This window comes from Ideonella sp. B508-1, from assembly GCF_000333615.1.
Lineage (GTDB): Bacteria > Pseudomonadota > Gammaproteobacteria > Burkholderiales > Burkholderiaceae_C > Ideonella.
This window is the reverse complement of record NZ_BADL01000215.1, coordinates 1-23990: the sequence shown is the minus strand read 5'-3', so window position 1 is coordinate 23990 and position 23990 is coordinate 1. Positions and strand designations below refer to the sequence as shown.

Below are 23990 nucleotides of genomic sequence, written 5' to 3'. Positions count from 1 at the left end.
GGATATTCCTCAGAATCCCCATTTTGGGGGGTAAAACGCCTTTGAAAGCTTGCCGAAAGCGTATTGAAGGTGTGTTGAAAGATTGAATGCCGCCTGGTGTTTGCGCCGACCGAAAGATGAGCCTGGTTGGTTTCTCTCGCTGCGGTTGCAGGAACAGACTGCGTCATCGTCACTGACGGCGCAATTCAACGGGCTGCAGCTCTCGGACGAAGGAAAACCGTGCTGCCCGGCGCGGTGGACACGGCCATGTACCGCAGCAAGAACGACAGCGCCGAGGCGCAGGCCTTCATCACCGGTCTGCACGCCCTCAAGCGCGTGGCCCAGCCCGAAGAGATCGCCCGCTCGGTGCGTTACCTGGCCTCGGACGATGCGTCCTTCGTCACGGGCACGGCGTCGCTGGTGGATGGCGGGCTGTCCATCACGCGGACCTGATGCCTCGCGATCGGCCGATCATCTGCCCAGCCAGTGGGGCAGACCAAGCTGTCAAAACAGACAGCCTCGCGGTGCCGCGGGGAGATGGGGTCAACGCCCGTGGTGGGCGGGCGTTCTTGTTTCCAGGCCCGTCGAACAGAGAAGACCGCAAGGTCGCCGACGGCCTGGCATGACCTCCACAAGAAAGGACATTGACATGAGACTCCCGACGACCACGACCGCTGCGTTCTTGCTTGCTGCGCTGCTGCCTCTGGCGGCTTGTGCCGACAACGTGCCGGGCCGGCATCCGGCCTATCTGCATGCGCTGAGCGATCTGCGCGCGGCGCACTGGTTGCTGGAGCACCAACCTGGCGATGCAAGGGTGTACGCAGGCGAGGATGTGGCCATCAACGAGACGGACGCGACCTACCATGAGATTCGCCGCGCCTCCATCGACGATGGCAAGGACCTGCACGATCACCCGGCCCTGGATGTGAACGGGCACGGCAGCCGCCTGCTGCGCGCGATCGAGGCCTTGAAGCAGGCGCGTGCCGACATCGATCAGGAAGAGGACAACCCGGAGGTTCATGAGCTGCGCCATCGCGCCCACGAGCATCTGGACAAGGCCATCCACGCCGCGGAGGCCGCGCACAACGCCTGGCTGCGGGAACACGGCGAGTGATGTCTCCCTGGGGCCGGGCGGCCCCAGCAGCGTCCTCATCAGGCGCGGTGGCTGTCGGTGATTTCGGCGCGGTTGCCGTTGCGCATCGCGTTGGCCGTGATGCCGAATCGCGCGCGGAACAGACGCGAGAAATGAGACAGGCTTGAAAAGCCCACCTCATAGGCCACCTGCGAAATGCGGTCTTGAGTCCGAATGAGCTGGTACTGCGCGGCGACCAGCCGGGTTTCGGTGACCAGCGCGCTGAAGCTGGTGCCATGGGCCGCGCAGGTGTTGTAAATCGTGCGGGCCGAGCATTTCAGGTCTCTGGCGGCATCGGAGGCCGACAGGCCGCGATGCTCCAGATTCTGGGCGATGAACCAGAGAATATCCCCCATGCGCCCGCGTGCCCGCGGCATGACGCTGTCCCCGTTGGCGCCAGCCGCCAGTGCCGTGCGCAGGAGGTCTGCGAGCATGTTCAGTGCCTGGGCAATGGTCTGTCTGTCGGCCTCGTCAAGGTCAAGAATTCGCTGCGCCAGGTCTGCAATGATTGAAGCCGCGAAGTATTCCCGGCTGATGTAGAGGTGGGGCAGGAGCTGGAACTTGTCCATGAAGCGCTGCATCGACCACCAGCCCGGCAAGGTGACGACCAGCATGTCCACCTTGCCAGACCCGGCCAGGGCCATGGGCTGCCACCCGCAAGCCACAAAGATGTCGCCCGCCACCAGCCTGCGCTGACGCCCATGCTGGTCGATGGTCAGCTTCCCCGAGCGCAGGAAGATGATGTGGGTGCAGAAGCCCCGGCCGTCCGCGCCGGCGCCGCCCTCGTTGGCGCAGGCGAAGGCGCCGGTGACGAGGTGATGCACGGTGGCAATGTCACGCGAGACGCTGCCGACACGCCAGCCTTCGCCCTCGCGGGAACCACGAAAGGTTTCGTCGAAGACGGCGGCAATGAGCGAGGGCAGCACTGACATGCGTTCCGTGTTCGGTCCGGCTGCTCGCCAGACCGCCTCCTTCAGCTGGGCACCCCCGGTTCACATGCCCAAGGTCTTGGCATCATCAAGCACTTTCTGCTGTATCGCCGTCCGCCAGAGGGCAAGCTTGGCTTTGACACGGGCTTGCTTTGCCAGGGATCGTACCTTGAGGGCCTGGGTCACGGGATCGGCGGCCCAACGCCTGTTGGCTTCCTCCAGGAACGCTTCGTAGCTGAAGTTGTCGTCGTCACCCTCATCGCCCATGGAGGCGATGATCTCTTCATTGATGCGGTCCATGGTGGACTTGAAGTATGTGGCCTCGGCCTCGGTGAACGGGTCTTCGTCGCTGGCCTCGGCCTCGGCGGACACCTGCGCCGTCCAGGCCACCATCGCATCCTGAGCCGCGCCGGGCGTCGTTTCAAGATCCCAGGCCAGCGAGAGCACCAGATCGACCACCTTCTCAGGCGCGGAGGCGTCCCGCTGGACCTGCGCGAGCTTGGCGCGGGCTGCGCGCCAGGTGGGCTTGTCGATGGTGGTGGCCGCCAGGGATTGGCGCAGCAGGGCGACGACCGCCTCGCAGGCCTCGCGGGCCGGGCCGGCCTCGACGAGCCGTGCGCGACCATAGACAGGGTCCGTCCAGGCCAGCAGGATTGCTCGGCGCGCGATGTTGCCCGTCTCGGCGCCGACCGGGATCGCCGCCAGCAGTGCGTCATAGAACGCGGGGGCTTCTTCGCCCTCGCCGAAGGCTCCCAGCGCGGGCAGCAGGCGCACCAGCGCCGGGTGCAGACCATGGTCCTGCGAGATCGGCGTCAGGTCTCCCTCCATCGACGCATGGGTCAGCCACGCGGTGTACACGGGGCCCTTGTCCCGAATGTCGGCTCTCAGGGCCTGCTTGTTGGCTTCATCGCCAAAGGCGCGGTAGGCGGTCATTGCTTGCCTCCGGCGTGGGGCTCCAGGACCGACGCCAGCTTGCCGCGCGAGGTCTGGCCCATGAAGCGTTCCACCGGTTCGCGGTCCTTGATCAGGATGAAGGTCGGCACGCTGCGCACGCCGTAGGCCTCGGCGAGTTTGGGCTCTTGCTCGATGTCGACCTTGACGATGGCAATCTCGCCCTCGAACTCGCGCGCAGCGTCTTCAAGCGCTGGCATCGACGCCTTGCACGGGCCACACCAGACGGCATGGAAATCAATCAGGACCGGAATCGGCGAGTTGAGCACATCGTCCTCGAAACTGTCGGTGGTGGTTACTTTGAGCAGGGACATGGTGGATCCTTGGTGTGAGGCTGCCGCACCACCATGGCGGGCGGCACCCGGGGAGTCATTCGGCCTGGCTGGCGCCGGCCTGGGTATTGATGAGAAAGCGCTCGGCCTCCAGGGCTGCCATGCAGCCCATGCCGGCCGACACCACCGCCTGGCGGAAGTGCTTGTCCTGCACGTCACCGGCGGCAAACACGCCCGCGACGCTGGTGGCGGTCGATCCCGGGGTGACCAGCAGATAGCCGTCCTCGTCCATCGCCAGTTGGCCCTTGAACAGGCTGGTGGCGGGGTCGTGACCGATCGCCACGAACAGGCCGTCCACCGGCAGGGTCGAGCTCTCGCCGCTCAGGCGCTGCTTCAGGCACAGGCCCGTGACCTTCTTGCCGTCGCCCAGCACTTCGGCCACTTCCGTGTTCCAGATCGGCCTGATCTTCTCGTTGGCCAAGAGGCGGGCCTGGTTGGTCTTGTCGGCGCGCAGGCTGTCGCGGCGATGGATCAGGTACACCTCGCTGGCGAAGTGGGCCATGTGCAGCGCATCTTCCACCGCGGTATTGCCCCCGCCCACCACCGCCACCACGCGCTGGCGGAAGAAGTAGCCGTCGCAGGTGGCACAGGCCGAGACGCCCTTGCCGCGGTACAGGCGTTCACTGTCCAGGCCCAGCCAGCGCGCATTGGCACCGGTGGCGATCACGAGGCTGTCGGCGGTGTAGCGCGCACCGCCATCGCCCACGGCCACGAAGGGGCGCCGTGACAGGTCGACCTCGACGATGTAGTCCTGGATGATCTCGGTACCCAGCTGCCGCGCATGCTCGCCCATGCGGGCCATCAGGTCGGGGCCCTGCACGCGGGTGTCGCCGGGCCAGTTCTCCACCTCGGTGGTGATGGTCAGCTGCCCGCCGGGCTGCAGGCCCTCGATCAGCATTGGCGCCAGCGCGCTGCGCGAGGCGTAGATCGCAGCCGTGTAGCCCGCCGGCCCGGAGCCGATGATGAGGAGCTTGCTGTGGCGCCGTGCCGCCGCTTCTGTCGTTGTACGCATGGCTTACCCCTGTGCTCCACCGACGACGACCTGGTCGATCCGGATCGTCGGCTGGCCCACGCCCACAGGCACCATCTGGCCGTTCTTGCCGCAGGTCGCGACGCCGGCATCCAGCGCCAGGTCATTGCCGATCATGGAGATGGCCTTGAGCGTCTGGTTGCCCACGCCGATCAGCGTGGCCCCTTCGATGGGGGCGGTCACCTTGCCGTTCTCGATCAGAAAGGCCTTCTCGGCCGAGAAATTGAACTGGCCCGACGTGATGTCGACGGTGCCACCGCTGAACTCGACCGCATAGATGCCGTGGCGCACCGAAGCGATGATCTCCTGCGGCTCATACGGCCCGTTTTCCAGAAAGGTGTTGGTCATGCGGGTCATGGGCAGGTCCGAATAGGACTGGCGGCGGCCGTTGCCGGTGGCGGTGTCGCCCATGAGCCGGGCACTGGTCTTGTCCTGCATCAGCCCGACCAGGCGGCCGTCCTCGATCAGCAGGGTGCGCTGGCCGATCACGCCTTCATCGTCGACGTTGAGTGAGCCGCGGGCCTTGGGCCGCGTGGCGTCGTCGAACACGTTGACGCCGGGGGCGGCGATGCGTTCGCCCAGCATGCCGTTGAACACCGATTCGCGCTTGCGGTGGAAGTCGCCTTCCAGCCCGTGGCCGATCGCCTCGTGCAGCAGCACGCCGGGAAAGCCCGAGCCCAGCACCACGGTCATTTCGCCCGCGGGGGAGGGCTTGGCGTCCAGGTTGGTCAGCGCGATCGAGGTCGCCTTCTGCACCATTCTTTCCAGCCGGGCCTCGGTGATCTCGCTCAGCGCAAACCGTCCACCGGCGCCGGCCGAGCCCGACGAGCGCTTGCCGCTGCGCTCGGCGATGACCGAGAGGTCCAGCCGCACCAGCGGGCGGATGTCGCCGGCCAGCGTGCCGTCGGTGGCCGCCACCAGCACGGTCGAATCCTCCACCGACAGGGTGGCCGAGACTTCGGCGATGCGTGGATCCACGGCGCGTGCCATCTGGTCAAGCCGCTGCAGCAGCGCCACCTTCGCAATGCTGTCCATGCCGCCCGCTGCTTCGAGGGTGGCGTAGGCGCTCGCGTCACGGGTCACCCCGGCCATCTCCACACCCCGGCCGGTGGCGCCGGCATTCTGGCCCTGGGCCTGCATGGCACGGGCGGCGGCGGTGATGGCGGTGATGGATTTGTGGCTGATGTCGCTGGAATAGGCAAAGGCCGTGTTGTCCCCGTTCACGGCGCGTGCGCCCACACCTTGCGTAATCGAGAAGGCGGCACGCGCCACCTTGCTGCGTTCCAGTGACCAGGAGTCTCGGGTGGTCAACTCGAAGTAGAGGTCGCCGTAATCCGCGCCCCGTGCCCACAGGCCGGACAGGCCTTCCTGAAGTTGGTGGGCGTCGAGGTCGTTGGCGACAAGCAGCCTGTCCCGGGCCAGGGCCAGGCGTTGGGATGCGGTCAAGAGCATGTCAGTCGATTCTTTCAGCAAAGGGGCTCGATCAGCGGCCGGCGATTTGCATGTCGGGCAGCAGGATGGAGCCGACCCGGATCGCGCCCTCGCGGTGCACATCGGCGCCCACCGCGACGATGGCTTTCAGCATCTCCTGCAGATTGCCGGCGACCGTGAAGCCATGGACGGGCCGCACGACCTGGCCGTTTTCGACCCAGAAGCCGGCGGCGGCCTGCGAATAGACGCCGGTGGCCGGATTGCTGCCGCCGCCCATGAAGCGCGTCAGCCACAGGCCGGTGCCCAGCTTGCGCAACATGGCGGCCAGGTCATCGCCTGCCTGGGTGGTGGTGCTGGTCAGCGTGAGGTTGCGCATGCCGCCGGCGTTGCCCGTGGAGGCCCGCCCGAGCTTGCGTGCCATGCGCGTGTCCAGGAACAGGCCCTCGACCATGCCGCTGCGCACGATGGCCCGGCGCGACCCCGAAACGCCCTCGCTGTCGAAGGTGCTGCTGGCCAGGCCGAAGGGCTCGAAGGGGTCTTCTTCCAGCGTCAGGTGGGAGGCCGTCAGTTGCTGGCCCATCGCATCGGGCAGGAAGGTCATGCGCCGAAACTGCGCAGTGCCGGTCAACTGCCCGCACAACTCGCGCACCAGACTGGATGCGACGGGCGCATCGATCAGCACGGGCGCACGGCGGGTGGTCAGCCCTTCGGCACCCAGCATGCCCAGGGCCTTTTCGGCAGCGATGCGGCCGACATCGACAGGGGGCAGCAGCCCATCGAGACGGCGGCTCATCGATGCCCAGTTGCCTTGGCGCATGTCGTCGCCCCGCTGGGCGATGGTCTGGCACCAGCGCTGCTGCATCGAGCCGCTGCCGGTGCGGCAGAAGCCCTGGCTCGTGGCCAGCGCAAAGCGCATGTCCTGGCTGGCCGCGCCGGCCTCCGAGACGCGAACGCTGTCCCTGCTGGCGGTCGAGCCGGCGGCGTGCTCGATGGCCATCGCCGCTTCGGTCAGCTCGTCTGCGGTCTGGCCGGAGGGCGCAAAGAGCGGAACCTCCGGCGTCGTCCATGCCAGGGTTTCCCGGTCTGACAAGCCTGCATCCGGATCAGATTCAAGTTGGCCCGCCATGGCGACGGCCTGTTCGACCACCCGGTCGATGGCGTGGCGGCTGAGCGACTCGGTCGAGGCGATGCCGGTGCGACCGTTGGCATAAACGGTGATGCGCAGGCTTTGGTGGCCTTCGCGCACCGCCGTCTCGACCTTGCCGCCAGCGACAGTCAGGGTGATTCCGCCCTGTTCGCTGACCATGGCGATGGCCTCGCTGGCGCCCAGCACGGCGCTGCGCTCGATGGCGTAGGTGACCGCTTGGGCAAGGGTGCTCTCACTTTGGAGAAGGTAGCCATCGCCACCTTCGGGTGAAGCATGTCCGGTGGAGCGGGTAAGGCTGCTGGCGCTCATCTGACTTTCTGGTTAATCACCGTGTAGGGATGCAATCGATTTCGGCGGTCTGACCGAGGAGGCGGCCCATGATTTCTGGCCTGTCAAACCATGCTGCCAATGCTAGGGTGGCTGCCTTTGGGCGGTTGTTCAGCAGGACCTGGCTTGTTGTCTGAGAGCGCAATCTGCACCGGCCTGCGGGTCATGAGGCTGCGAACGCGTCGGTGAACACGCTGATGGGCGAGCGCCGGCGGGAACGTGAAAACGGCGCCCGCGCCGCCAGGTGGCGGATGTGGGCGCCGTCGCGAGTGATCAGAAATGCTTGTGCAGCGACAGCGTGAAGCGACGCAGACGCGGATCGAGGTAGGACGTCGCGCCCACGACATAGGCAATGCCGCTGCTGATGGTCGAACCGTGGTTGTTGAACACGTTGTTCACGCCAAAGTTGACGTCAGTCCCGGCCAGAATGCCCGCCGCGTCCAAGTCATAGCCCACATTGATGTCGTGATAGATCTGGCTTGGCACCTTGCTGGCGCCCTGCCAGGCCTCCCACTGGCTGCAGGTGAAGGGGTCGAGGGTGGACTGGCAAACCCGGTAGCTGTCGTAATACTGGGCATTCCAGCCCGCGCTCCAGGCGTTCTTGTGCCAGTCGATCCCGAAGTTGGCGCGCCACTTCAGAGGGCCATCGGAGAAGCCGGCGCGGTCCACTGCCGGGTCCGTCGCCAGCACCTTGCGGCTCAGTGACATCGTGTGGGTGGCCGCAGCATAGAAGCGCAAATACCCCCAAGCCAGGTCGTAGGTGGCGTACTCGGCCTGGAGGTCCAGCGCCTTGAGGCGGGTGCTGGCGATGTTGAACAGGGTCGAATCGATCTGCGTGATGGGGCCAGGCTGCCCGCCCGAACCCGGCCCGCGGACCACGCGCCCCGGGAACGAGGCCTCGTTGTCGACAAAGTAGCTCAGCGGCAGCGAGCTGACCTCATTGGACTTGCGAATGTCGGTGTAGTCGACGGAGACGCGCAGACCCGGTGCGACCTGTGGCGTCAGGATCAGGCCCAGTGAGGTGCTTTGCGATCGTTCCGGCTTGAGCGAGGGGCTGCCGCCGGAAAGCACCGTCAGCGGCCCGGGAATGAGCGAGTTGCCCAAGGCCGGATCGCGCAGGTCAAGCAGGGAGATCAGGAAGGAAGAGAACAGGGCGGGCGCTGCGCCGCGGATCTGGCCGAGGTCGGGCGGCAGGAAGCCCGTGCCATGGCTGGCGCGCAACATGAGATCCGGCGCGGGCGCAAAGCGGAAGCCCAGCGTGGAGTTGGTTGAACCGAAGCTGTTGACCGACGCTGTCTGGGGCGGGAACGGTCCGGTTGTGCTGTCCACCGGAATCGCATACCCCTCGTAGTCGGTTCGATAGGCATCATGGCGAACCGATGCCATGAGTTCCAGCCTGTTGACGAGCGACACGTTGTTGCTGGGCGAAATCACCGGCGCGCGCAGCTCCAGATACTCCGAATCAACCTTCCGATGGGCGGGGGGTGACCAGTAGAACGAGGTCACGCCGCTCGTCTGGCTGGCGCTGACCGAGTTGTCACTGGTCTCGTTGCGTTGTTCGAGCAGCGTGGTGGCGTTCAGTTTGCCGCCCGGGAGGTCCATGACTGGGCCGCTGAGCCGCAGGGACAGGGTCTTGACCGTGCTGCCGGATTCACCGTTCTGGCTGAAGAAGGAAAACAGCGAGTTGGGATCGTTGAGCGGCGAGGCGACGATGTCGCGGAAGACCGCGCCCTGCAGCGTCTCGTCGGCGGTCGACGACGCCGCGCCGAGGACCGAACTGTTGCTGCTGGAGACGGTGTTGTGCAGCCAGCCATAGTCCAGCACCGCGCTCCATTGGTAAGGCAGGCGCACGATCGATCCGACATAGAGGCGCGTGTTCTTGACCACCTGTTCTTGCTGCGCCAGGCTATTGGGCACGGTGAGGTAGGAGAGCACGTCCTGCTGGAAGGGATTCACAGCCGCGCTGGCCGGCACATACTCGAGGCTCTGCGTCGGCGTGGTGACGGATGTCTTGGACGAATCGTGCGCGAAGTCCACATAGGCTTCGATGCCGTCCGCGAACTCGCGGCGCGGGTTGAAGGTGAACGTCGTCGTCTCGGGTGCGGACCAGATGGGAACCGACGTGTTGTTGAGCTGAAGATGCCCGGCGTTGGCGGCCAGCGCTGCGCCACCGTCGCTGGCCGCCCCGGTGTACTGGCCGGGAACGCTGGTGAACGCCGAATTCAGCGTTGCGCCACTCTTGAGCTGCAAGGGCTGGGTCGAGCAAGTGGCACCGTCTTCGGTGGCGCAGATGTTGGCGCCACCCAGAAGAACGCTGGGATCGCTGGGGTCGTTGCGCAGCTGCCGTTGGGCCGATCGGCTGGCGAAACTGCGCTGCGAAGACTTCAACACACCCGCATTCGCATGCGAGGCCGAGAACAGCACACGCGTGCGCCCATCTTCGAGCGAGAAGCCACCGCTGATGCCCACGCGGCTTTGGCCCACCGCACCATCGAGCGCATTGCCGTAATTGAGATCCACGTCGATCCCGGAGTAATCCCGCTTCAGAATGATGTTGATCACACCACCCGTTGCGCCGCCTCCGTAGATGCCGCTCGCCGTCGCTGGCAGGATCTCGATGCGTTCGATCTGCGACAGTGAAATGCCGTTGATGTTGGGCTGCTTGAAGGAGTCGCCCGTCGAGACGCTGGGCAGACGGCGCCCGTCCACCAGGATCAATGTCTGATTCGAACCCAGGCCGCGCAGGTCGATGCGCCCCTGCGGTGACACCTGTGGACCCAGCTGTGCGCTCGAGGTCTGCTGCGCGTTCATCGGCAAATAGGTTTGCAGGAACGCTTCGATGTTCGGCGCGCCACTCCTGGCGATCTGCTCCGAATCAAACACCACGTAGGGCTGGATGTCATCCCGGCTGCGGGCGATGTCTGCGTCGAGGGTGCGCTTGCCACGCACCAGAATCTGGGCGAGGCCTTCCTCACCGCTTGGCTTGTCGGCCTTGGTCTTGTCCGCACTCGCCTGATCCTGCGCGTACGCCGTGCCGCACAAGGCCACGCCCATGCCCACGGCCAGATTGCCCAGCCCCATCAGGGCCCGAAGACGTCCGCCTTTGACGACAAATCTCATCTGCTTCTTCCTATGATCAATTGATGGGAGAGATGCTGGCCTTGCCTTGCTCAAGCCTGAGGCGCTGTTGGTGAAAGGACGCGACGCTCTCACGGTGCGCCACGGAGATGAGGGCTGCCTTGGGCAGGCGGTCGACGATGGCCTTGTAGACCTGGGCTTCCGACGCGGCATCGAGCGCGCTGGTGCCTTCGTCGATGAAGAGAAAGTCAGGTTGGGCCAGGATGGCGCGAGCTGCCGCTATGCGCTGCTGCTCGCCGGGCGACAGGATCCGGCTCCATGGTTGATAGCTGTGCAGATCCGGGACGAGGCGCTGCAGGCCCAGTGCATTCAGGAGGTCGATGTACTGCGTGTCGCTGTAGCGATCCACACCCTGCGGATAGGCCATCAGGCTGGCAATCGAACCATTGGGCATGTAGTTGCGCTGGGGAAGGAAGGCGACCGCCGCGTTGGCAGGAAGATCCACAGACCCGCTGCCGTAGGGCCACAGCCCGGCGATGCTGCGCAGCAGCGTGCTTTTCCCGGCGCCTGACGTCCCCTGGACCAGCACGCGCGAGCCCGGCGCGATGTCCAGTTCGCCCAGCATCACCATCGGCTTGCCGTCCGGGTAGGTGATGTTCAGGCCGTGGGCGGCAATGTGCGGCGTGGGCTTTTCGCTGATCACGATGCCGCTGCTGAAGGACTGCTGTGACAGTGCCTCGTTCAGCAAGCGCAAGCGCGCGATGGACGACCGCCAGGTGGCGATCTCGGCATATTGCGTGATGAACGCGCCGATGCCGTTGTAGACCTGGCTGAACGAGGCCGAGACGATCTGGATGTCGCCGATCTGCATGCGCCCATCAAGCACGAAGGGAATGCACAGCAGGTAGGGCATCAACATCAGCAGGATGTCGGGCAGCCCGGTGGTCACCGCGATCCGCATGTTGGCGAAGGTGTAGGTGCGCCAGTTCGCCACGATCAGCAGGAAGGTGTCGGCCAGCCGCCGACGCTCCAGCGGTGCCGCGCGGACAAAGGCGATCGACTCGCCGTTCTCCCGGACCGCGTGCATTTCCGAACGGAACTGCGCTTCAAGCCGCTGGCGAACGACCTCGGCCCGCGTCAGCAGTGCGCCCACCCAATGCACCAGCAAGGTCATTGCCACGGCAAAGCCAAAGGCGAGATAGACCAGCAAGCCGGGGACGGGCTCGGTCATCCCGAGGGCCGGCACCACCACCGGCGGCGACAGCCGCCACAGCTGGCCCGTGTAGAGAAACACGCCGAACAGCGAGGCCAGGATGGAAACGCCAATCAGGGTCAGTTTGTCGACGAACTGGTAGACGTCCTCCTGAATGCGCTGTTCCGGGTAGTCGATCTGCGCACGCCGCTCCAGGTGGAAGAAGCGGTTGCCGTTCATCCATCGGTCGAGCAGCGTGGTCGTCAACACCCGGCGCATGCGCATGCGCAGCGACAGGCGAGACCAGGTGCCGATGGCCGCCAGGACCGTGGTCACGACACCGAACATCAGGATCTTGGTGATGATGCTCGGAATGACGGCGGCATTGTGCGCAGCGAGCGCATTGACGATGTCCGCAAAGGCCAGCTGCATCTTCAAGAAGAAGGACATCGCCAGCCCGCTGTGAGCAAACTGATAGGCGATCAGCAGCGAGCCCAGCAGCGGGTCGGCCTTGACGTATTGCGCGACCAGCGACGCGCCATAACGAAGGTCGGCCCGCAAGGACTTGCCATTGCTCTCCTGGGGCATCTCGGTTCTCACCGCATCGACTGCGGCAGGGTCTGTGATCGCGTCGTCAGTCATGCTGTGCACCTGCTGCGATGGAAGCCGTCATGCGGCGCTCGCCGGGCTTGGCTCGGCTGTCTCGATGAAGCTGAGAAGGCTGTCCATCTGATGGCGCAGCAAGCGATCCGATTCAGACTGCGCCTGCTGCTTGGCTGCATTCATGCGGGCCTGCATCTCCGGCTTCATCGACGCGAGCACCGCCTGCTTGGTGTGCGGATGGCGCTCCAGCAGCGTTTCAGTGGGCAGTTGCGACAGCTCAGGATCGCGCTGGGCTCGGCCCAGTTCACGAAAGCCGACCAAGGACTGCGCCAGGAGGGCCCTGTCCTCGCTGCACAGGAAGGGGGCAGCCAGGAACTGGCGCAGTTCCTTCATGAAGATCTGGAGGATCGGCGTGAATTCAGGCGCCAGCCCGTGGACCGGCCACGTCAGGGACTCGACCAGTTCCGACAGGGCGTAGCCCCAGGGATCGCCGGGATCTTCAGCGGCCCGCAGCGCTTCGGTCCGCAGGCTCCGCCATTCCTTGGATGCCACCGGCATGCCGCCCATCTCGCGCTCCCACAAGCCGAGAATTCGCTCGCCGCATGCCCGCATGGCCGGGGACAGGTGGGCGGCCATGGCGAAATCGTGCGCCAGGATGGAGGCCAGGAAGCTGTGCATGAAGCACGGCACGGCATGTCCAAGATCCGCGCCCACCGGAATGGCCTCCAGCCACGCCATCGCAAACCCGGTGATGGCGTCGCCACCCTTCATGGCCAGGCCCAAGGGGGTACTCTTGTCCTCGCCGAACTCGACACCCATGTAGACCAGGCCTTCGCACAAGGTGGCCAGCTCGATCGGCAAGCCGGTGCGCGCCGTGAACTCTTCCGGATCCTGCGTCTCAGCCAGGGCGCCCGACAGCGAGACCATCCCGCCATCCGTCCGCCACTTCAGATAAGGCAGCGGAAAAGCCCGCCCCAGGGCCCGCTGGTCGCGGACCCGGCTGACCATGTGCGCCTTGCGCGCCGGATCACCGAGGAAGGCGCAGTACCGCGTGTCGCCGCTCATGCCTCACCCTCCTGATCGAGGAGTGCATCGAGCTCGTTGACCAGACGGGTGCGGCTGCGGTCGTGCAAGGTGGCCGTGGCTTCGCCGCCTTTGGCCAGCACAAGGTAGGGGATCCCTTGGACGTTGAACTTCTCAGCCAGCACGGGGCATTCATCGATGTTGACCTTGACGATCTTCAGGCTGCCTTCGTAGAGGGGGGCCAAGGCCTGCAGGGTCGGCATCAGGGGCATGCAGGGCCCGCACCACGGCGCCCAGAAATCGATCAGGACGGGAAGTTCGCTGCGCGCCACTTCGGTATCAAAGTTCGCATCACTGACAGAAGTGATTTGTGAAGTCATGGGTGGGGCCCTTGTTTGTTGTGACGAGCATATGACCCGCCTGACCGGACGATTGCCCGGCAGGACCAGGCTTTTTGCCTGACAGCGCAAACCGCGCAGAAGCGCAATGGCGCGTGTGCCGCTTCGGCAGGCCCCGGACATCGGCGCCGCATCCATGCGCTGGCTTCTGGTGGTCTAGAGGTCTGACCCGAATACACAGACCGCGCCTGTCGTCTTAACGTGCGATCCTTGTGCTGCCCGGCGCCGGGGCGCCGCTCATCAGAACAGGAAGGACGCAGACCATGGAACCCTTGGATGCACAGGTGCTGCGCCAGAGCCTGCAGTGGCAGGCCCAGGGGCAGCGGGTGCTGCTCGTCACCGTGGCCCGCACCTGGGGCTCGTCGCCCCGGCCACCGGGCTCGCTGATGGCGCTGCGCGAGGATGGCCTCACGGTCGGGTCGGTCTCCGGCGGCTGTGTGGAAGACGACCTGGTGCACCGCCTGCGCCAGGGCGACATCGGCCTGGACGCCGCCACCGACCGCCCGCGCCTGGTGCGCTACGGCGTGACGACCGAGCAGGCCCAGCGCTTCGGCCTGCCCTGCGGCGGCACGCTGGAGCTGATGTTGGAGCCCCTGTCGGCCCACAGCCGCTTGGCCGAGACCCTGGCTGCGCTGGAGCAGCGCCAGAGCCTGCAGCGCACGCTGGACCTGCGCAGTGGGGTCGTCACGCTGGCGCCCGGCGCGCATGACGCCGTGCCCCATTGGGCCGATGAACACCACTTCGTCAGCCAGCTGGGGCCGCAGGCGCGGCTGCTGCTGATCGGGGCGGGGGATTTGTCGCGCTACCTGGCCGGCATGGCGCGTGGCATGGGCTTTGACGTGACCGTGTGCGACCCGCGGCCCGAGCAGGCGGACTGGGCAGAGCCTGGCATCGGCTTCAGCCGCGAGATGCCCGACGACCTGGTGCAGCGCCTGCGGCCGGACCACCGCACCGCGGTGGTGGCCGTCAGCCACGACCCCAAGCTGGACGACCTGGCCCTGATCGACGCGCTGCAGACCGAGGCCTTCTACGTCGGCGCCATCGGCTCGCGGCGCAACAGCGCCACCCGGCGCCAGCGCCTGCGCGAGCACTTCGGCCTGACCGACGCCCAGCTCGACCGCCTGCGCGGCCCGGCCGGCCTGCCCATCGGCAGCAAGACGCCGGCCGAGATTGCCCTGTCCATCCTGGCGGAGGTGGTGGCCACCAAGAACGGTGTGGCGCTGGCCTCTGCTCCTTCCCAACCTTCCACTCAAGCGGTGACCCACCCATGACCACCCTGAAGATCAACGGCCGCCCCGTGGCGGTGGACACCCCGCCCGAAACCCCGCTGCTGTGGGTGCTGCGCGACGAGCTGGGCATGACCGGCACCAAGTTCGGCTGCGGCATGGCCTTGTGCGGTGCCTGCACCGTGCACATCGACGGCCGGCCCACGCGCGCCTGCGTGACGCCCATTGCCGCGGTGGGCGACCAGGCGGTGAGCACCATCGACGCCATGGCCGACGACCGCGTGGGCCGCGTGGTGCAGCAGGCCTGGGTGGAACTGGGCGTGGCCCAGTGCGGCTACTGCCAGGCCGGGCAGATCATGTCGGCGGTGGCCCTGCTCAAGCAGCAGCCGAAGCCCTCGGAGCGCCAGATCGACGAGGCGATGAACAGCAACATCTGCCGCTGCGGCACCTATCCCCGCATCCGTGCGGCCATCCAGCTGGCGGCCAGCCGCCTTCAAGGAGCGAAGTGATGAACACCGCGAATCTGTCACTCTCGCGTCGCACCCTGCTGAAGGCCGCCACCGGTGGCCTGGTGCTGTCGGTGGGGCTGGACGGCGTGGTGCACGCCGCAGAAGCCAAGAAGTACGGCGGCGACGCCATGCCCGGCGGCACGGTGGACGACCCGCGGGTCTTCGTCAGCATCGGGGCCGATGGCCGGGTGCAGATCATGGCCCACCGGGCCGAGATGGGCACCGGCGCGCGCACCAGCCTGCCCATGGTGGTGGCCGACGAACTGGAAGCCGACTGGGCCCGGGTCAAGGTGGTGCAGGCCGACGCGGGCCAGGCCCGCTACGGCAACCAGAACACCGACGGCTCGCGCAGCATCCGCCACTTCTACCTGCCCATGCGCCGCGTGGGCGCCGCAGCCCGCCAGATGCTGGAAGCCGCCGCCGCCGCCAAGTGGAGCGTGCCGGTGGGCGAGGTGAAGGCCGTGCACCACGAGGTGCTGCACAGCGCCAGCGGCCGCCGCCTGGGCTATGGCGCGCTGGCCACCGCGGCCGCCCGCCAGCCGGTGCCGGCGGGCTCGGCCCTTCGCTTGAAGACGACGGCCGAGTTCCGTTACATCGGCAAGGGCCAGGTGCGGCCGGTGGACCTGGCGGACATCGGCCAGGGCCGCGCCGTCTATGGCCAGGACATCCACCTGCCCGGCATGGTGTATGCCGTGGTGGCCCGCCCGCCGGTGGTGGGCGGCAAGGTCAAGACGGTGGACAGCGCCGCGGCCCTGCAGGTGCCGGGGGTACAGAAGATCGTCGACATCCCGCCCTTCAAGGGCGTGCCGGCCTTCCAGCCCCTGGGCGGCGTGGCCGTGGTGGCCCGCAACACCTGGGCGGCCATGCAGGGCCGCGCGGCGCTGAAGATCGACTGGGACGACGGCCCCAACGGCGCCTATGACTCCGCCCGCTACCGCCAGGCCCTGGAGGCCAGCGCCCGCGCGCCGGGCAAGGCGGTGCGCAGTGATGGCGATGCGCTGGCCTCGCTGGCCCAGGCCGCGCCGGCCCAGAAGCTGGTGGCCGAGTACTACCTGCCCCACCTGGCCCACGCCAGCATGGAGCCGCCGGCCGCCACGGCCCTGGTCACCGAAGGGCGCTGCGAGGTCTGGACCTCCTGCCAGAACCCGCAGGCTGCGGTGGAGGGCGTGGCCGGCGTGCTGGGTCTGAAGCCCGAGCAGGTGACGGTGCACCAGGCGCTGCTGGGCGGCGGCTTCGGCCGCAAGTCCAAGCCCGACTACGTGGTGGAGGCCGCACTGATCGCCAAGACGATGCCCGGCACGCCGGTGAAAGTGGTGTGGACGCGCGACGACGACATCCGCCACGATTACCTGCACACCGTGTCGGTGGAGCGGCTGGAGGCGGTGCTGCGCCCCGACGGCCGGCCCGAGACCTGGCTGCACCGCACGGTGGCGCCGTCCATCGCCTCGCTGTTCGCCCCGGGCGTCAAGACCGAGGCCGAGTTCGAGGTCGGCATGACGGCCATCAACGTGCCCTACGCCATCCCGAACGTGCGCATCGAGGTGGGCGAGGCCGAGGCCATGGCCCGCATCGGCTGGTTCCGTTCGGTGTCCAACATCCCGCACGCCTTCGCGGTGCAGTGCTTCCTGAGCGAGCTGGCCCACCGCGCCGGCCGCGACCCGAAGGACTACGCGCTGGAGCTCATCGGCCCGCCGCGCCAGATCGCCCCGGCTGCGCTGGGCGACCACTGGAACTACGGCGAATCGCCCGAGCTGTACCCGGTGGACACCGGGCGGCTGCGCGGCGTGATCGAGGCGGTGACGCAGGGCGCTCGCTGGGGCCGCAAGCTGCCCAAGGGTCACGGCCTGGGCCTGGCCTTTGCGTACAGCTTCATGAGCTACACCGCCACGGTGGTGGAGGTGGCGGTGGACGCCAAGGGCGCACTGCAGATCGTGGCGGTGGACATGGGCATCGACTGCGGCCCGCAGATCAACCCCGAGCGCATCCGCGCACAGCTGGAAGGCGCGGCGGTGATGGGCATCGGCCTGACGCTGACCGGCGAGATCAGCTTCGAGAACGGGCACGTCAAGCAGAGCAACTTCCACGACTACGAGGTGCTGCGCCACGCCCAGTCGCCACGCACCCTCCGCATCCACCTGGTCAACAACGACCCGGCGCTGCCACCGGGCGGCGTGGGCGAGCCGCCGCTGCCGCCGGTGGCACCGGCCTTGTGCAATGCGATCTTCGCGGCCACGGGCCGGCGCATCCGCCAGCTGCCGCTGCGCGATCAGCTGACGAGGAGGGTTGAGCGTCGCCATGCAGCGCCCTGGCACGGAGCCTGGCCCGCTTGGCATCCTGCTGTGCGCGGGTTTCGGCCGGGGTTTCGGCGGCGACAAGCTGCTGGCACCGCTGGCCGATGGCACGCCGGTGGCGGTGGCCAGCGCCCGCACGCTGGTGGCCGCACTGGGGCCACTGGGCCGGGCGGTGGCGGTGCTGCGGCCGGGGCAGCAGGCACTGCGGTCGGCCCTGGCGGACACCGGCATCGCGCTGCTGAGCAGCGCCGCGGCGGTGGAGGGCATGGGTGCGGCGCTGGCAGCGGCCGTGCAGGCCCACGCGCAGGCGCCGGGCTGGGTCGTCGCCCTGGGCGACATGCCCTGCGTGGCCAAGGCCACGGTGCGGCAGGTGGCCGCAGCGCTGGTGCATGACGACGCGCTGGTGGCGCCTTTTCACCAGGGGCGCCGGGGGCATCCGGTGGGCTTTGGCCGGCACTGGGGGCCCCAACTGACCAGCCTGGGCGGCGACGAGGGCGCCCGCGCGCTGCTGCGTCAACAGGAAGGGCGGCTCATCCACATTGCCGTGGACGACCCGGGCTGCCTGCTGGATGTGGACACCCCGCAGGATCTGGCCGGCTTGCCCCCGCCCGCGGGCTGACTCAGCCGCGCACTTCCATCTGGTTTTCCACGGTGCGGACCCCTTCGACCTGCTGGGCCAGCTGGGTGGCGCGGGCGCGGGACTGCTTGTCCGGCGCTTCTCCCTTGAGCAGCACGTGGCCGTTGCGGGTGTCCACGTCGATCTTCAGCACATTGAGCTTGGGGTCCTGGGCCAGCTTGGCGTTGACGGCGGTGGTGATGGCGGCGTCGTCCACCGCGCTGGCCACCTTCTTGGATGTGCGCTCGAACTTGTCGCCCACTTCGGCGGCGGCCTCGGCGCTGGCGTCGCGCGCCTGGCTCAGCTCTTCGGACGCGCGGGCCTGGGCGGCATCGATCTTGGCGTCGGCCTGCGCGATGGCAGCATCGACCTTGTCGCCCGCGGTCTTGTCGGCGTCGTGCTCGGAGCAGGCGGCCAGGCTCAGGCCGCAGGCGCACAGGGTGGCCAGGGCCAGGGTGCGCAGGGTGGGGTGGTGCAGGGGGGTGTTCATGGTGGGCTCCTGATGGGGTGAAGGGCGGAGAGTGGTGCTCAGCGCTTGCGCAACAGGCCGGCCACGAAGGACGCGACCGCCATGATCAGAAAGACCAGGAACAGGATCTTGGCGATGCCTGCCGCGCCGGCGGCGATGCCACCAAAGCCCAGCAGGGCGGCGATCAGCGCGATCACGAGAAAGACGACGGTGTAGTGCAGCATGGTGAACTCCTCTCTGTGGGAAGAAGACGGTGTCTTCCATGGGTTCGCGGCCCCGTGCGGGCCGGCGATGGGTTCACTGTAGGCAGCACGCTGGCCCCGGGCCATCGGCCCAGGAGAGGTGCCCGTGTAGGAAGGCGTGCGTCCTGCGTGTCAGCCTGCCGCACTGGGGGCCGGCGTCAGACCCTGGCCCTCGGGCAGGGCCAGCTGCAGGGTGCGGGTGGGAAAGGCGAAGCCGGTGCCCAGCTCGCGGGCCATGTCCATCAGCGCCAGGTTGATCTGCTGCTGGGCGTCCATGTAGGGGCCGTAGTCCGCCACGGTCATGATGTAGACGACCTCGAAGTCCAGGCTGCCTTCGCCCAGCGCGGCGAAGTGGGCGCGGTCGAAGCGGGCGTTGTCCAGGCCGTCGATGATGGCCTTCACCCGTTCGGGCACCTGGCGCAGGGTGTCGGTGGGGGTGTCATAGGTCAGGCCGAAGCGGAAGACGATGCGCCGCTCCTGCATGCGCTTGTAGTTGCGGATGCGGCTCTTGAGCAGGTCGTTGTTGGCCACCACCACCTCTTCGCCGGTGATGCTCTGGATGCGGGTGGTCTTCAGGCCCACATGCTTGACGGTGCCCGAGAGCGCGTCCACCACGATGAAGTCGCCCACCAGGAAGGGCTTGTCCAGCGAGATGGACAGCGAGGCGAAGAGGTCGCCCAGGATGTTCTGCACCGCCAGCGCCACGGCCACGCCGCCAATGCCCAAGGAGGCGACCAGGGCGGTGATGTTGAAGCCCAGGTTGTCCAGCACCATCAGCACCACGACGGTCCACAGCAGCAACTGCATGCCCCAGCGCATCATGCTGAGGTTGGTCTGCAGCTGGGCGTTGTGCTGCTCCAGGCTGGCACGCTGACGGCCCAGCAGCCAGGCCTGCAAGGCCGCCTGCATCCACAGGCCCGCCTGCAGGATGAAGACCAGCACCATGCCCTTGTCGAGCAGGTGCCCCAGGCGATCGGGCACCTCCAGCATGCGCAAGCCCAGCATCAGCGACAGGGCCAGCAGGGCGAAGCGCCGGGTGGCCCGGGCCACCTCCAGCAGGGTGTCGTCCCAGCGCGTGTCGGTCTGCGGCGCATACTTTTCCAGGCGGCTGATCATCAGGCCGCGGGCGCCGGTCAAGAGCAGAAGGGCCGTGGCAAACACGCCCAGGGCCACCGCCAGGTGTTCGAGGTCGTTGCCGGTGTAAAGGGTGATCCAGTCGTTCATGCAGGGGGCTCCTTGGCCCTCCATGCTGGCGGTCACCCGCGTGCGCGTCTGTCGGAGCAGTCCGATTTGCGGCAGGGACGACGCCGAGGCGCTCAGGGCCAGCGGCTGCGAAAGCTCGCGGGCACGTCGGCGACCTGGCGGGTCTCGTAGTTGAAGAACACCACACCGGCCTTGCCCAGCGCCACCTCGCGGCCGGAGAGCTTCTCGGTCATGCGCCAGACGAAGTCGCAGCCGCGGCGGCTGAAGTCGTCGGCGGCCATCTCGATGACCATGACCTCGCCGTAGAAGGACTCGCTGCGGTACTGCACCGCGTTGTCGGCCAGTATGATGCCCAGGCCCTCGATGTCCGCTTCCGAGCGGTAGCCCATCCAGCGCAGAAAGCGCTGGCGGGCTTCGCTGACCAGCACCAGCACCTGGGCGTTGTCGAGGTGACCGGCGTGGTTGATCTGGGAGATCAGCAGGGGCAGCTCGGTGCGAAAAGGCAGGCTGGCGGGCAACTGGATGGTGACGCGGGGCATGGTGTGTGCGGGTGGTGGGTGGTGGGAGGTGGCCATCATGCCCGACGGGCCCCGGCGGCTGCGGCCAGGTGCCGACGGCAGAAGTCCTCGAAGGCGGGCAGGGGCTTGGGCCGGGCGAAGAGATCGCCCTGGAAGGCGTGGCAGCCCAGGCTTTCCAGGGCGCTGCGCTGCGCCGGCAGCTCCACGCCCTCGGCCATCACCTCCATGCCGAAGTTGCGCGCCAGCTGCGTGATCGCCTGGGTGATGGCGGCGTCGTCCGGGTCGTCCAGCAGGTCGCGCACGAAGGACTGATCGATCTTGATCTGGTCCAGCGGCAGCTTCTTGAGGTGGCCGAGCGAGGAGTAGCCGGTGCCGAAGTCGTCCAGCGAGAAGCGGATGCCCAGGGCCCGCAGGGCGGTCATGGCCCGGATGGCGGTCTGCTCGTCACCGATGAAGGTGCTTTCGGTCAGCTCCAGTTTCAGGCGCTGCGGGTTGCAGCCGCTGCGCTCGATCAGCCGCGTCAGGTGCGGCACGAAGTCGGGCTGCTGGATCTGGTGGGCGCTGACGTTGGCCGACAGGGTCAGCGGCGCCAGCAGCGGGTCGCGCCGCCACTGGGCCAGCACGGCGCAGGCCTGCTCCAGCACCCATTGGCCCAGGGGCACGATGAGGCCGCAGGCTTCGGCCACCGGGATGAACTCGCCCGGCGGGATGAGGCCGCGCTCGGGGTGCTGCCAGCGCACCAGGGCCTCGGCGCCGATGGGCCGGTCATCGCGGACCTGGGGCTGGTAGTGCAGCAGCAGCTGGCCCTGCTGCAGGGCCAGCCGCAGATCGGCTTCCAGCCGGGCGCGTTGCTGGGCGATCTCCGCGCGGTCCGGGTCGAAGAAGTGCACCCGGCCCCGGCCCAGGGCCTTGCCCTGCGCGACGGCCTGTTCGGCCTGGTGCAAGAGGTCACCGGCACTGCCGGGGCCGTCGAAGGTGCTGATCCCCACGGTGGCCGTGTGGGACTGCGGCTTGCCTTCCAGGTGGATGGGCTGGGCCATGGCCCGGCTGATCTGCTCGGCCAGGCGGGTGACCTCCAGCAGCAGCTCGCCGGCCTGGGGCCGCCCGGTGACGAGCACGCCGAAGACATCGCCTTCCAGCCGGGCCAGGGTCATGTCCGGCCCCACCAGCAGGCGCAGGCGCTCGGCCACGGTCATCAGCAGGGAATTGCCCAGGCGGGCGCCGAAGGCGGCACCGAAGTGGTGGAACTGGTCCACGTCGATGAGCAGCAGGGCGCCATGGCGCGAGGGGTTCTGGCTGTCCTGCCGGGACTGACCCAGCCGCTCCATGAACAGCCGGCGGTTGGCCAGGCCGGTGAGCCCGTCCACGAAGGCATGTTCCTGCGCGATGCGGATCTGCTCCCGGTGGCTGGATTCCGACAGCAGGCCGATGGACAGGCTGCTGAGCAGAAAGACCAGCAGTGTGATGGCGTACTGCAGGGGCTCGGGAGGGGGCAGGCGGGGCTGGCCGCCCAGGTGCAGGTACAGGCCCAGGCCCATCACCTCCAGCACGGCGGCCGCGGTGATCCAGACAGCGGCACGTCGGCCGAGCAGCCAGGCCGTTGCCACCACCATCGGCGGCAGGGCCGCCACGGCAGGGATGTAGATCGAGCGCGCGGTGAAGATCACCAGCATCAGCAGGGCCGGTGGCAGGGTGGCCGTCAGCAGGGTCACCCGCTGGATCTGGCCCCGCTGCAGCAGCGCCAGGGCCCCCAGCGCGCAGACCAGGAAGACCGCGTTGAAGAGCAGGCGCGACATCGGGTTGCCCCCGACCCACAGCGAGTAGCCCTCCAGCAGCAGGATCAGGGCAAAGCTGCTGACCCAGAACAAATGCAGAAAGGCCCGGTGCGACCGGGTGCCTTCCGGCCCACCGGCCGCCAGCCAGCTGCCGCCTTCTTCTTGCCTGTTCTGAGGAATCACCGGTCCGTCCCGACGCCTGCTGCGGCAAGTCCTCCCAACGGCTGTGCCGGCGAAACGTCAGACGTAACTTACTGCAAATCGGCGACTTTGAGCAAAGTCATGCCGCCGGTCCCCTGAATCGAGGACAGGGCTGTGGTCGGCCGGGCACACCCCGGCCACGAAACGCACGGTTCAGCCGATCTGGCGGGCGCGGTAGAGCATGTCCAGCGTGATGTGCCTGACCTCGAGCTTGCTCTGCTCGATGTGGGCGCGCAGCAGGCGCTGGGCCTCGGCGGCGCGGCGCCGGGTGATGGCTCGCAGGATGGCGCCATGCTCGTCGTAGGTGGCCTCCACCCGCGGCGGCTTGGTGAAGTCCAGCCGCCGGATGATGCGGATGCGGTCGGTGATCTCGGCGTGCACGCGCATCATCTCGTGGTTGCCGCTGCCGTCGACCAGGCTGCGGTGGAAGGCCTCGTCCAGGTCGCGCACCGCGGCCGGGGTGTCCAGACGCTGTTCGGGCGCCACCTCCCACAGGGCGCTCAGGGTTGCCAGGCCGGCGCGGTCCACGCTTTCGCACAGGCGGCCCACCGCATGGCATTCCAGCAGGATGCGCAGGTCGTAGAGCTCGTCGAACTTGTCGAAATCCAGCGGCGCCACCTGCCAGCCCAGCTTGGGAAAGACCTGCAGAAAGCCCTCGCGCTGCAGCCGCTGCAGGGCCTGGCGCAAGGGGGTGCGGCTGACCTGCACATGCTCGGCCAGCTCGGTCTCGCTGAAGCGGTCGCCCGGCATCAGGCTGAAGTCGAAGATCAGGCCCTTGATGCGCTCATAGGCCTGGTCGGCCAGGGTGGGGGCCGCATCGGCGGGGGCCGGGGCCGCAGGGCCGAGGGCGGAGGCAGGGGCGAACGGCAGGCGCGGCTTCATCGGAGGGTCATCATACGGTGGCGGTCTGCGGCTCAGTCCGCGGGCCAGGGGATCATGCTGACGTGCGCGCTGACGATGCGCCAACCCTCGGCCAGCCGCACCCAGGTCTGGGTCTGGAAGCCGCGCAGCGCGGTGTCGCTGCGCACGAACTCCACCTGGGCCACCGCATGGTCGGGCCCGAAGGCATGCAGGCGCAGGTGCTCCAGCCGGCGGGTGAAGCTGGGCGCCGGTGTGGCCTGGCGGTAGGCCACCAGCTCGGCATGGCCCCACTGCCGGTCGCCAATGCCGTAGCGGGTGGTGCGCGGGTCTTGCCAGAAGAAGGCGTTGAGGGCCTCGACATCGTTGCCCATCAGCGCGGCCTCGTAGGCATGGAAGGCGGCTTCCACCTCGCGCAGCACCTCGGGCAGGTCGATCTGTTCGGTCGGCAGGGTCATGGTCGGTCTCGGTGCGGCTCAGCGCTGGCTGGCCAGGTAGGCGCGCCAGCCGCCGTGGGCGCTGATGTCGGG

21 protein-coding genes and 2 pseudogenes are annotated in these 23990 nt (G+C 67.7%); 6 read left to right on the top strand and 17 right to left on the bottom strand.

Annotation, left to right across the window (positions count from 1 at the left end; all coding sequences use genetic code 11):
- Window positions 1–207: 207 nt before the first annotated feature.
- Window positions 208–432 (top strand): annotated as a pseudogene (locus I73_RS09275) (SDR family oxidoreductase); the annotation flags it as partial.
- Between the two features lie 196 nt (window positions 433–628).
- A complete protein-coding gene (locus tag I73_RS27065; protein WP_148289751.1) occupies window positions 629–1093 on the top strand; it encodes a hypothetical protein in 465 nt (154 codons plus the stop codon).
- Window positions 1094–1131: 38 nt separating this feature from the next.
- Here I73_RS27065 and I73_RS09265 read toward each other — a convergent pair whose 3' ends face one another.
- The 10 genes from I73_RS09265 to I73_RS09220 form a co-directional block, all read right to left on the bottom strand.
- Window positions 1132–2043 carry an AraC family transcriptional regulator gene (locus tag I73_RS09265; RefSeq protein ID WP_022980350.1) on the bottom strand — a complete coding sequence of 304 codons (912 nt, stop codon included), beginning with the start codon at window positions 2041–2043 and terminating at the stop codon, window positions 1132–1134.
- Window positions 2044–2103: 60 nt separating this feature from the next.
- Window positions 2104–2973 (bottom strand): hypothetical protein, encoded by an 870-nt coding sequence (locus I73_RS09260; protein ID WP_022980349.1) that lies wholly within the window; start codon window positions 2971–2973, stop codon window positions 2104–2106.
- Complete coding sequence (trxA, locus tag I73_RS09255) at window positions 2970–3305, bottom strand: thioredoxin (protein ID WP_022980348.1); 336 nt, start codon at window positions 3303–3305, stop codon at window positions 2970–2972. Before trxA ends, I73_RS09260 begins: the two co-directional genes overlap by 4 nt.
- Window positions 3306–3360: 55 nt before the next feature.
- A complete protein-coding gene (trxB, locus tag I73_RS09250; RefSeq protein ID WP_022980347.1) occupies window positions 3361–4335 on the bottom strand; it encodes a thioredoxin-disulfide reductase in 975 nt (324 codons plus the stop codon).
- 3 nt (window positions 4336–4338) lie between these two features.
- A complete protein-coding gene (gene tldD, locus I73_RS09245) occupies window positions 4339–5805 on the bottom strand; it encodes a metalloprotease TldD (protein ID WP_022980346.1) in 1467 nt (488 codons plus the stop codon).
- Window positions 5806–5836: 31 nt separating this feature from the next.
- Window positions 5837–7240 carry a TldD/PmbA family protein gene (locus tag I73_RS09240; RefSeq protein WP_022980345.1) on the bottom strand — a complete coding sequence of 468 codons (1404 nt, stop codon included), beginning with the start codon at window positions 7238–7240 and terminating at the stop codon, window positions 5837–5839.
- Window positions 7241–7531: 291 nt separating this feature from the next.
- Window positions 7532–10378 carry a TonB-dependent receptor domain-containing protein gene (locus I73_RS34440; protein ID WP_159105869.1) on the bottom strand — a complete coding sequence of 949 codons (2847 nt, stop codon included), beginning with the start codon at window positions 10376–10378 and terminating at the stop codon, window positions 7532–7534.
- Window positions 10379–10394: 16 nt separating this feature from the next.
- Window positions 10395–12170, bottom strand: a complete 1776-nt coding sequence (locus tag I73_RS09230; RefSeq protein ID WP_083876650.1) for an ABC transporter ATP-binding protein/permease — start codon at window positions 12168–12170, stop codon at window positions 10395–10397.
- Window positions 12171–12197: 27 nt separating this feature from the next.
- Window positions 12198–13196, bottom strand: a complete 999-nt coding sequence (locus I73_RS09225) for a hypothetical protein (RefSeq protein ID WP_026096513.1) — start codon at window positions 13194–13196, stop codon at window positions 12198–12200.
- Window positions 13193–13534, bottom strand: a complete 342-nt coding sequence (locus tag I73_RS09220) for a co-chaperone YbbN (RefSeq protein WP_026096512.1) — start codon at window positions 13532–13534, stop codon at window positions 13193–13195. The genes I73_RS09225 and I73_RS09220 overlap by 4 nt, the downstream gene beginning before the upstream one ends.
- 281 nt (window positions 13535–13815) lie before the next feature.
- On the opposite strand from I73_RS09220, the gene I73_RS09215 reads away from it, so the two are divergent.
- From I73_RS09215 to I73_RS09200, 4 genes and pseudogenes are all read left to right on the top strand, one after another.
- A complete protein-coding gene (locus tag I73_RS09215) occupies window positions 13816–14823 on the top strand; it encodes an XdhC family protein (RefSeq protein WP_022980342.1) in 1008 nt (335 codons plus the stop codon).
- Window positions 14820–15287 (top strand): (2Fe-2S)-binding protein, encoded by a 468-nt coding sequence (locus tag I73_RS09210; RefSeq protein WP_022980341.1) that lies wholly within the window; start codon window positions 14820–14822, stop codon window positions 15285–15287. Before I73_RS09215 ends, I73_RS09210 begins: the two co-directional genes overlap by 4 nt.
- Window positions 15287–17560: pseudogene (locus tag I73_RS27060) on the top strand (molybdopterin cofactor-binding domain-containing protein); the annotation flags it as partial. The gene I73_RS09210 and the pseudogene I73_RS27060, both read left to right, overlap by 1 nt.
- A 22-nt stretch (window positions 17561–17582) precedes the next feature.
- Window positions 17583–18197, top strand: coding sequence for an NTP transferase domain-containing protein (locus tag I73_RS09200; RefSeq protein WP_022980339.1), 615 nt, complete (start codon window positions 17583–17585; stop codon window positions 18195–18197).
- 1 nt (window position 18198) lies between these two features.
- Here I73_RS09200 and I73_RS09195 read toward each other — a convergent pair whose 3' ends face one another.
- From I73_RS09195 to hpxZ, 7 genes are all read right to left on the bottom strand, one after another.
- Window positions 18199–18684: a BON domain-containing protein gene (locus I73_RS09195; protein ID WP_022980338.1), complete on the bottom strand. Its 486-nt coding sequence runs from the start codon at window positions 18682–18684 to the stop codon at window positions 18199–18201.
- Between the two features lie 38 nt (window positions 18685–18722).
- Complete coding sequence (locus I73_RS31550; RefSeq protein ID WP_022980337.1) at window positions 18723–18887, bottom strand: DUF1328 domain-containing protein; 165 nt, start codon at window positions 18885–18887, stop codon at window positions 18723–18725.
- A 150-nt stretch (window positions 18888–19037) separates the two neighbouring features.
- Window positions 19038–20129, bottom strand: a complete 1092-nt coding sequence (locus I73_RS27055) for a mechanosensitive ion channel family protein (protein WP_022980336.1) — start codon at window positions 20127–20129, stop codon at window positions 19038–19040.
- Window positions 20130–20221: 92 nt separating this feature from the next.
- Entirely contained in the window at window positions 20222–20647 is a 426-nt protein-coding gene (locus I73_RS09180; RefSeq protein ID WP_022980335.1) for a thioesterase family protein, read from the bottom strand.
- A gap of 35 nt (window positions 20648–20682) precedes the next feature.
- The gene (locus I73_RS27050; protein ID WP_022980334.1) at window positions 20683–22584 is read right to left on the bottom strand and encodes a bifunctional diguanylate cyclase/phosphodiesterase; all 1902 of its coding nucleotides are present in this window, start codon (window positions 22582–22584) and stop codon (window positions 20683–20685) included.
- Between the two features lie 171 nt (window positions 22585–22755).
- A complete protein-coding gene (locus I73_RS09170; RefSeq protein ID WP_022980333.1) occupies window positions 22756–23484 on the bottom strand; it encodes a GntR family transcriptional regulator in 729 nt (242 codons plus the stop codon).
- A gap of 32 nt (window positions 23485–23516) precedes the next feature.
- Window positions 23517–23918: an oxalurate catabolism protein HpxZ gene (gene hpxZ, locus I73_RS09165; RefSeq protein WP_022980332.1), complete on the bottom strand. Its 402-nt coding sequence runs from the start codon at window positions 23916–23918 to the stop codon at window positions 23517–23519.
- Window positions 23919–23990: the final 72 nt, after the last annotated feature.

Excerpts from the sequence above, each read along its gene's own strand:
- I73_RS09215 (WP_022980342.1), top strand. The coding sequence starts at position 13,816 with ATGGAACCCTTGGATGCACAGGTGCTGCGCCAGAGCCTGCAGTGGCAG.
- I73_RS09195 (WP_022980338.1), bottom strand. The coding sequence starts at position 18,684 with ATGAACACCCCCCTGCACCACCCCACCCTGCGCACCCTGGCCCTGGCC.
- trxA (WP_022980348.1), bottom strand. The coding sequence starts at position 3,305 with ATGTCCCTGCTCAAAGTAACCACCACCGACAGTTTCGAGGACGATGTG.
- I73_RS09225 (WP_026096513.1), bottom strand. The coding sequence starts at position 13,196 with ATGAGCGGCGACACGCGGTACTGCGCCTTCCTCGGTGATCCGGCGCGC.
- I73_RS09230 (WP_083876650.1), bottom strand. The coding sequence starts at position 12,170 with ATGACTGACGACGCGATCACAGACCCTGCCGCAGTCGATGCGGTGAGA.
- I73_RS09220 (WP_026096512.1), bottom strand. The coding sequence starts at position 13,534 with ATGACTTCACAAATCACTTCTGTCAGTGATGCGAACTTTGATACCGAA.
- I73_RS09180 (WP_022980335.1), bottom strand. The coding sequence starts at position 20,647 with ATGCCCCGCGTCACCATCCAGTTGCCCGCCAGCCTGCCTTTTCGCACC.
- I73_RS27065 (WP_148289751.1), top strand. The coding sequence starts at position 629 with ATGAGACTCCCGACGACCACGACCGCTGCGTTCTTGCTTGCTGCGCTG.
- I73_RS09200 (WP_022980339.1), top strand. The coding sequence starts at position 17,583 with ATGCAGCGCCCTGGCACGGAGCCTGGCCCGCTTGGCATCCTGCTGTGC.
- I73_RS09170 (WP_022980333.1), bottom strand. The coding sequence starts at position 23,484 with ATGAAGCCGCGCCTGCCGTTCGCCCCTGCCTCCGCCCTCGGCCCTGCG.
- I73_RS09210 (WP_022980341.1), top strand. The coding sequence starts at position 14,820 with ATGACCACCCTGAAGATCAACGGCCGCCCCGTGGCGGTGGACACCCCG.
- trxB (WP_022980347.1), bottom strand. The coding sequence starts at position 4,335 with ATGCGTACAACGACAGAAGCGGCGGCACGGCGCCACAGCAAGCTCCTC.
- tldD (WP_022980346.1), bottom strand. The coding sequence starts at position 5,805 with ATGCTCTTGACCGCATCCCAACGCCTGGCCCTGGCCCGGGACAGGCTG.
- I73_RS09260 (WP_022980349.1), bottom strand. The coding sequence starts at position 2,973 with ATGACCGCCTACCGCGCCTTTGGCGATGAAGCCAACAAGCAGGCCCTG.
- I73_RS31550 (WP_022980337.1), bottom strand. The coding sequence starts at position 18,887 with ATGCTGCACTACACCGTCGTCTTTCTCGTGATCGCGCTGATCGCCGCC.
- I73_RS34440 (WP_159105869.1), bottom strand. The coding sequence starts at position 10,378 with ATGAGATTTGTCGTCAAAGGCGGACGTCTTCGGGCCCTGATGGGGCTG.
- I73_RS09265 (WP_022980350.1), bottom strand. The coding sequence starts at position 2,043 with ATGTCAGTGCTGCCCTCGCTCATTGCCGCCGTCTTCGACGAAACCTTT.
- I73_RS09240 (WP_022980345.1), bottom strand. The coding sequence starts at position 7,240 with ATGAGCGCCAGCAGCCTTACCCGCTCCACCGGACATGCTTCACCCGAA.
- I73_RS27055 (WP_022980336.1), bottom strand. The coding sequence starts at position 20,129 with ATGAACGACTGGATCACCCTTTACACCGGCAACGACCTCGAACACCTG.
- hpxZ (WP_022980332.1), bottom strand. The coding sequence starts at position 23,918 with ATGACCCTGCCGACCGAACAGATCGACCTGCCCGAGGTGCTGCGCGAG.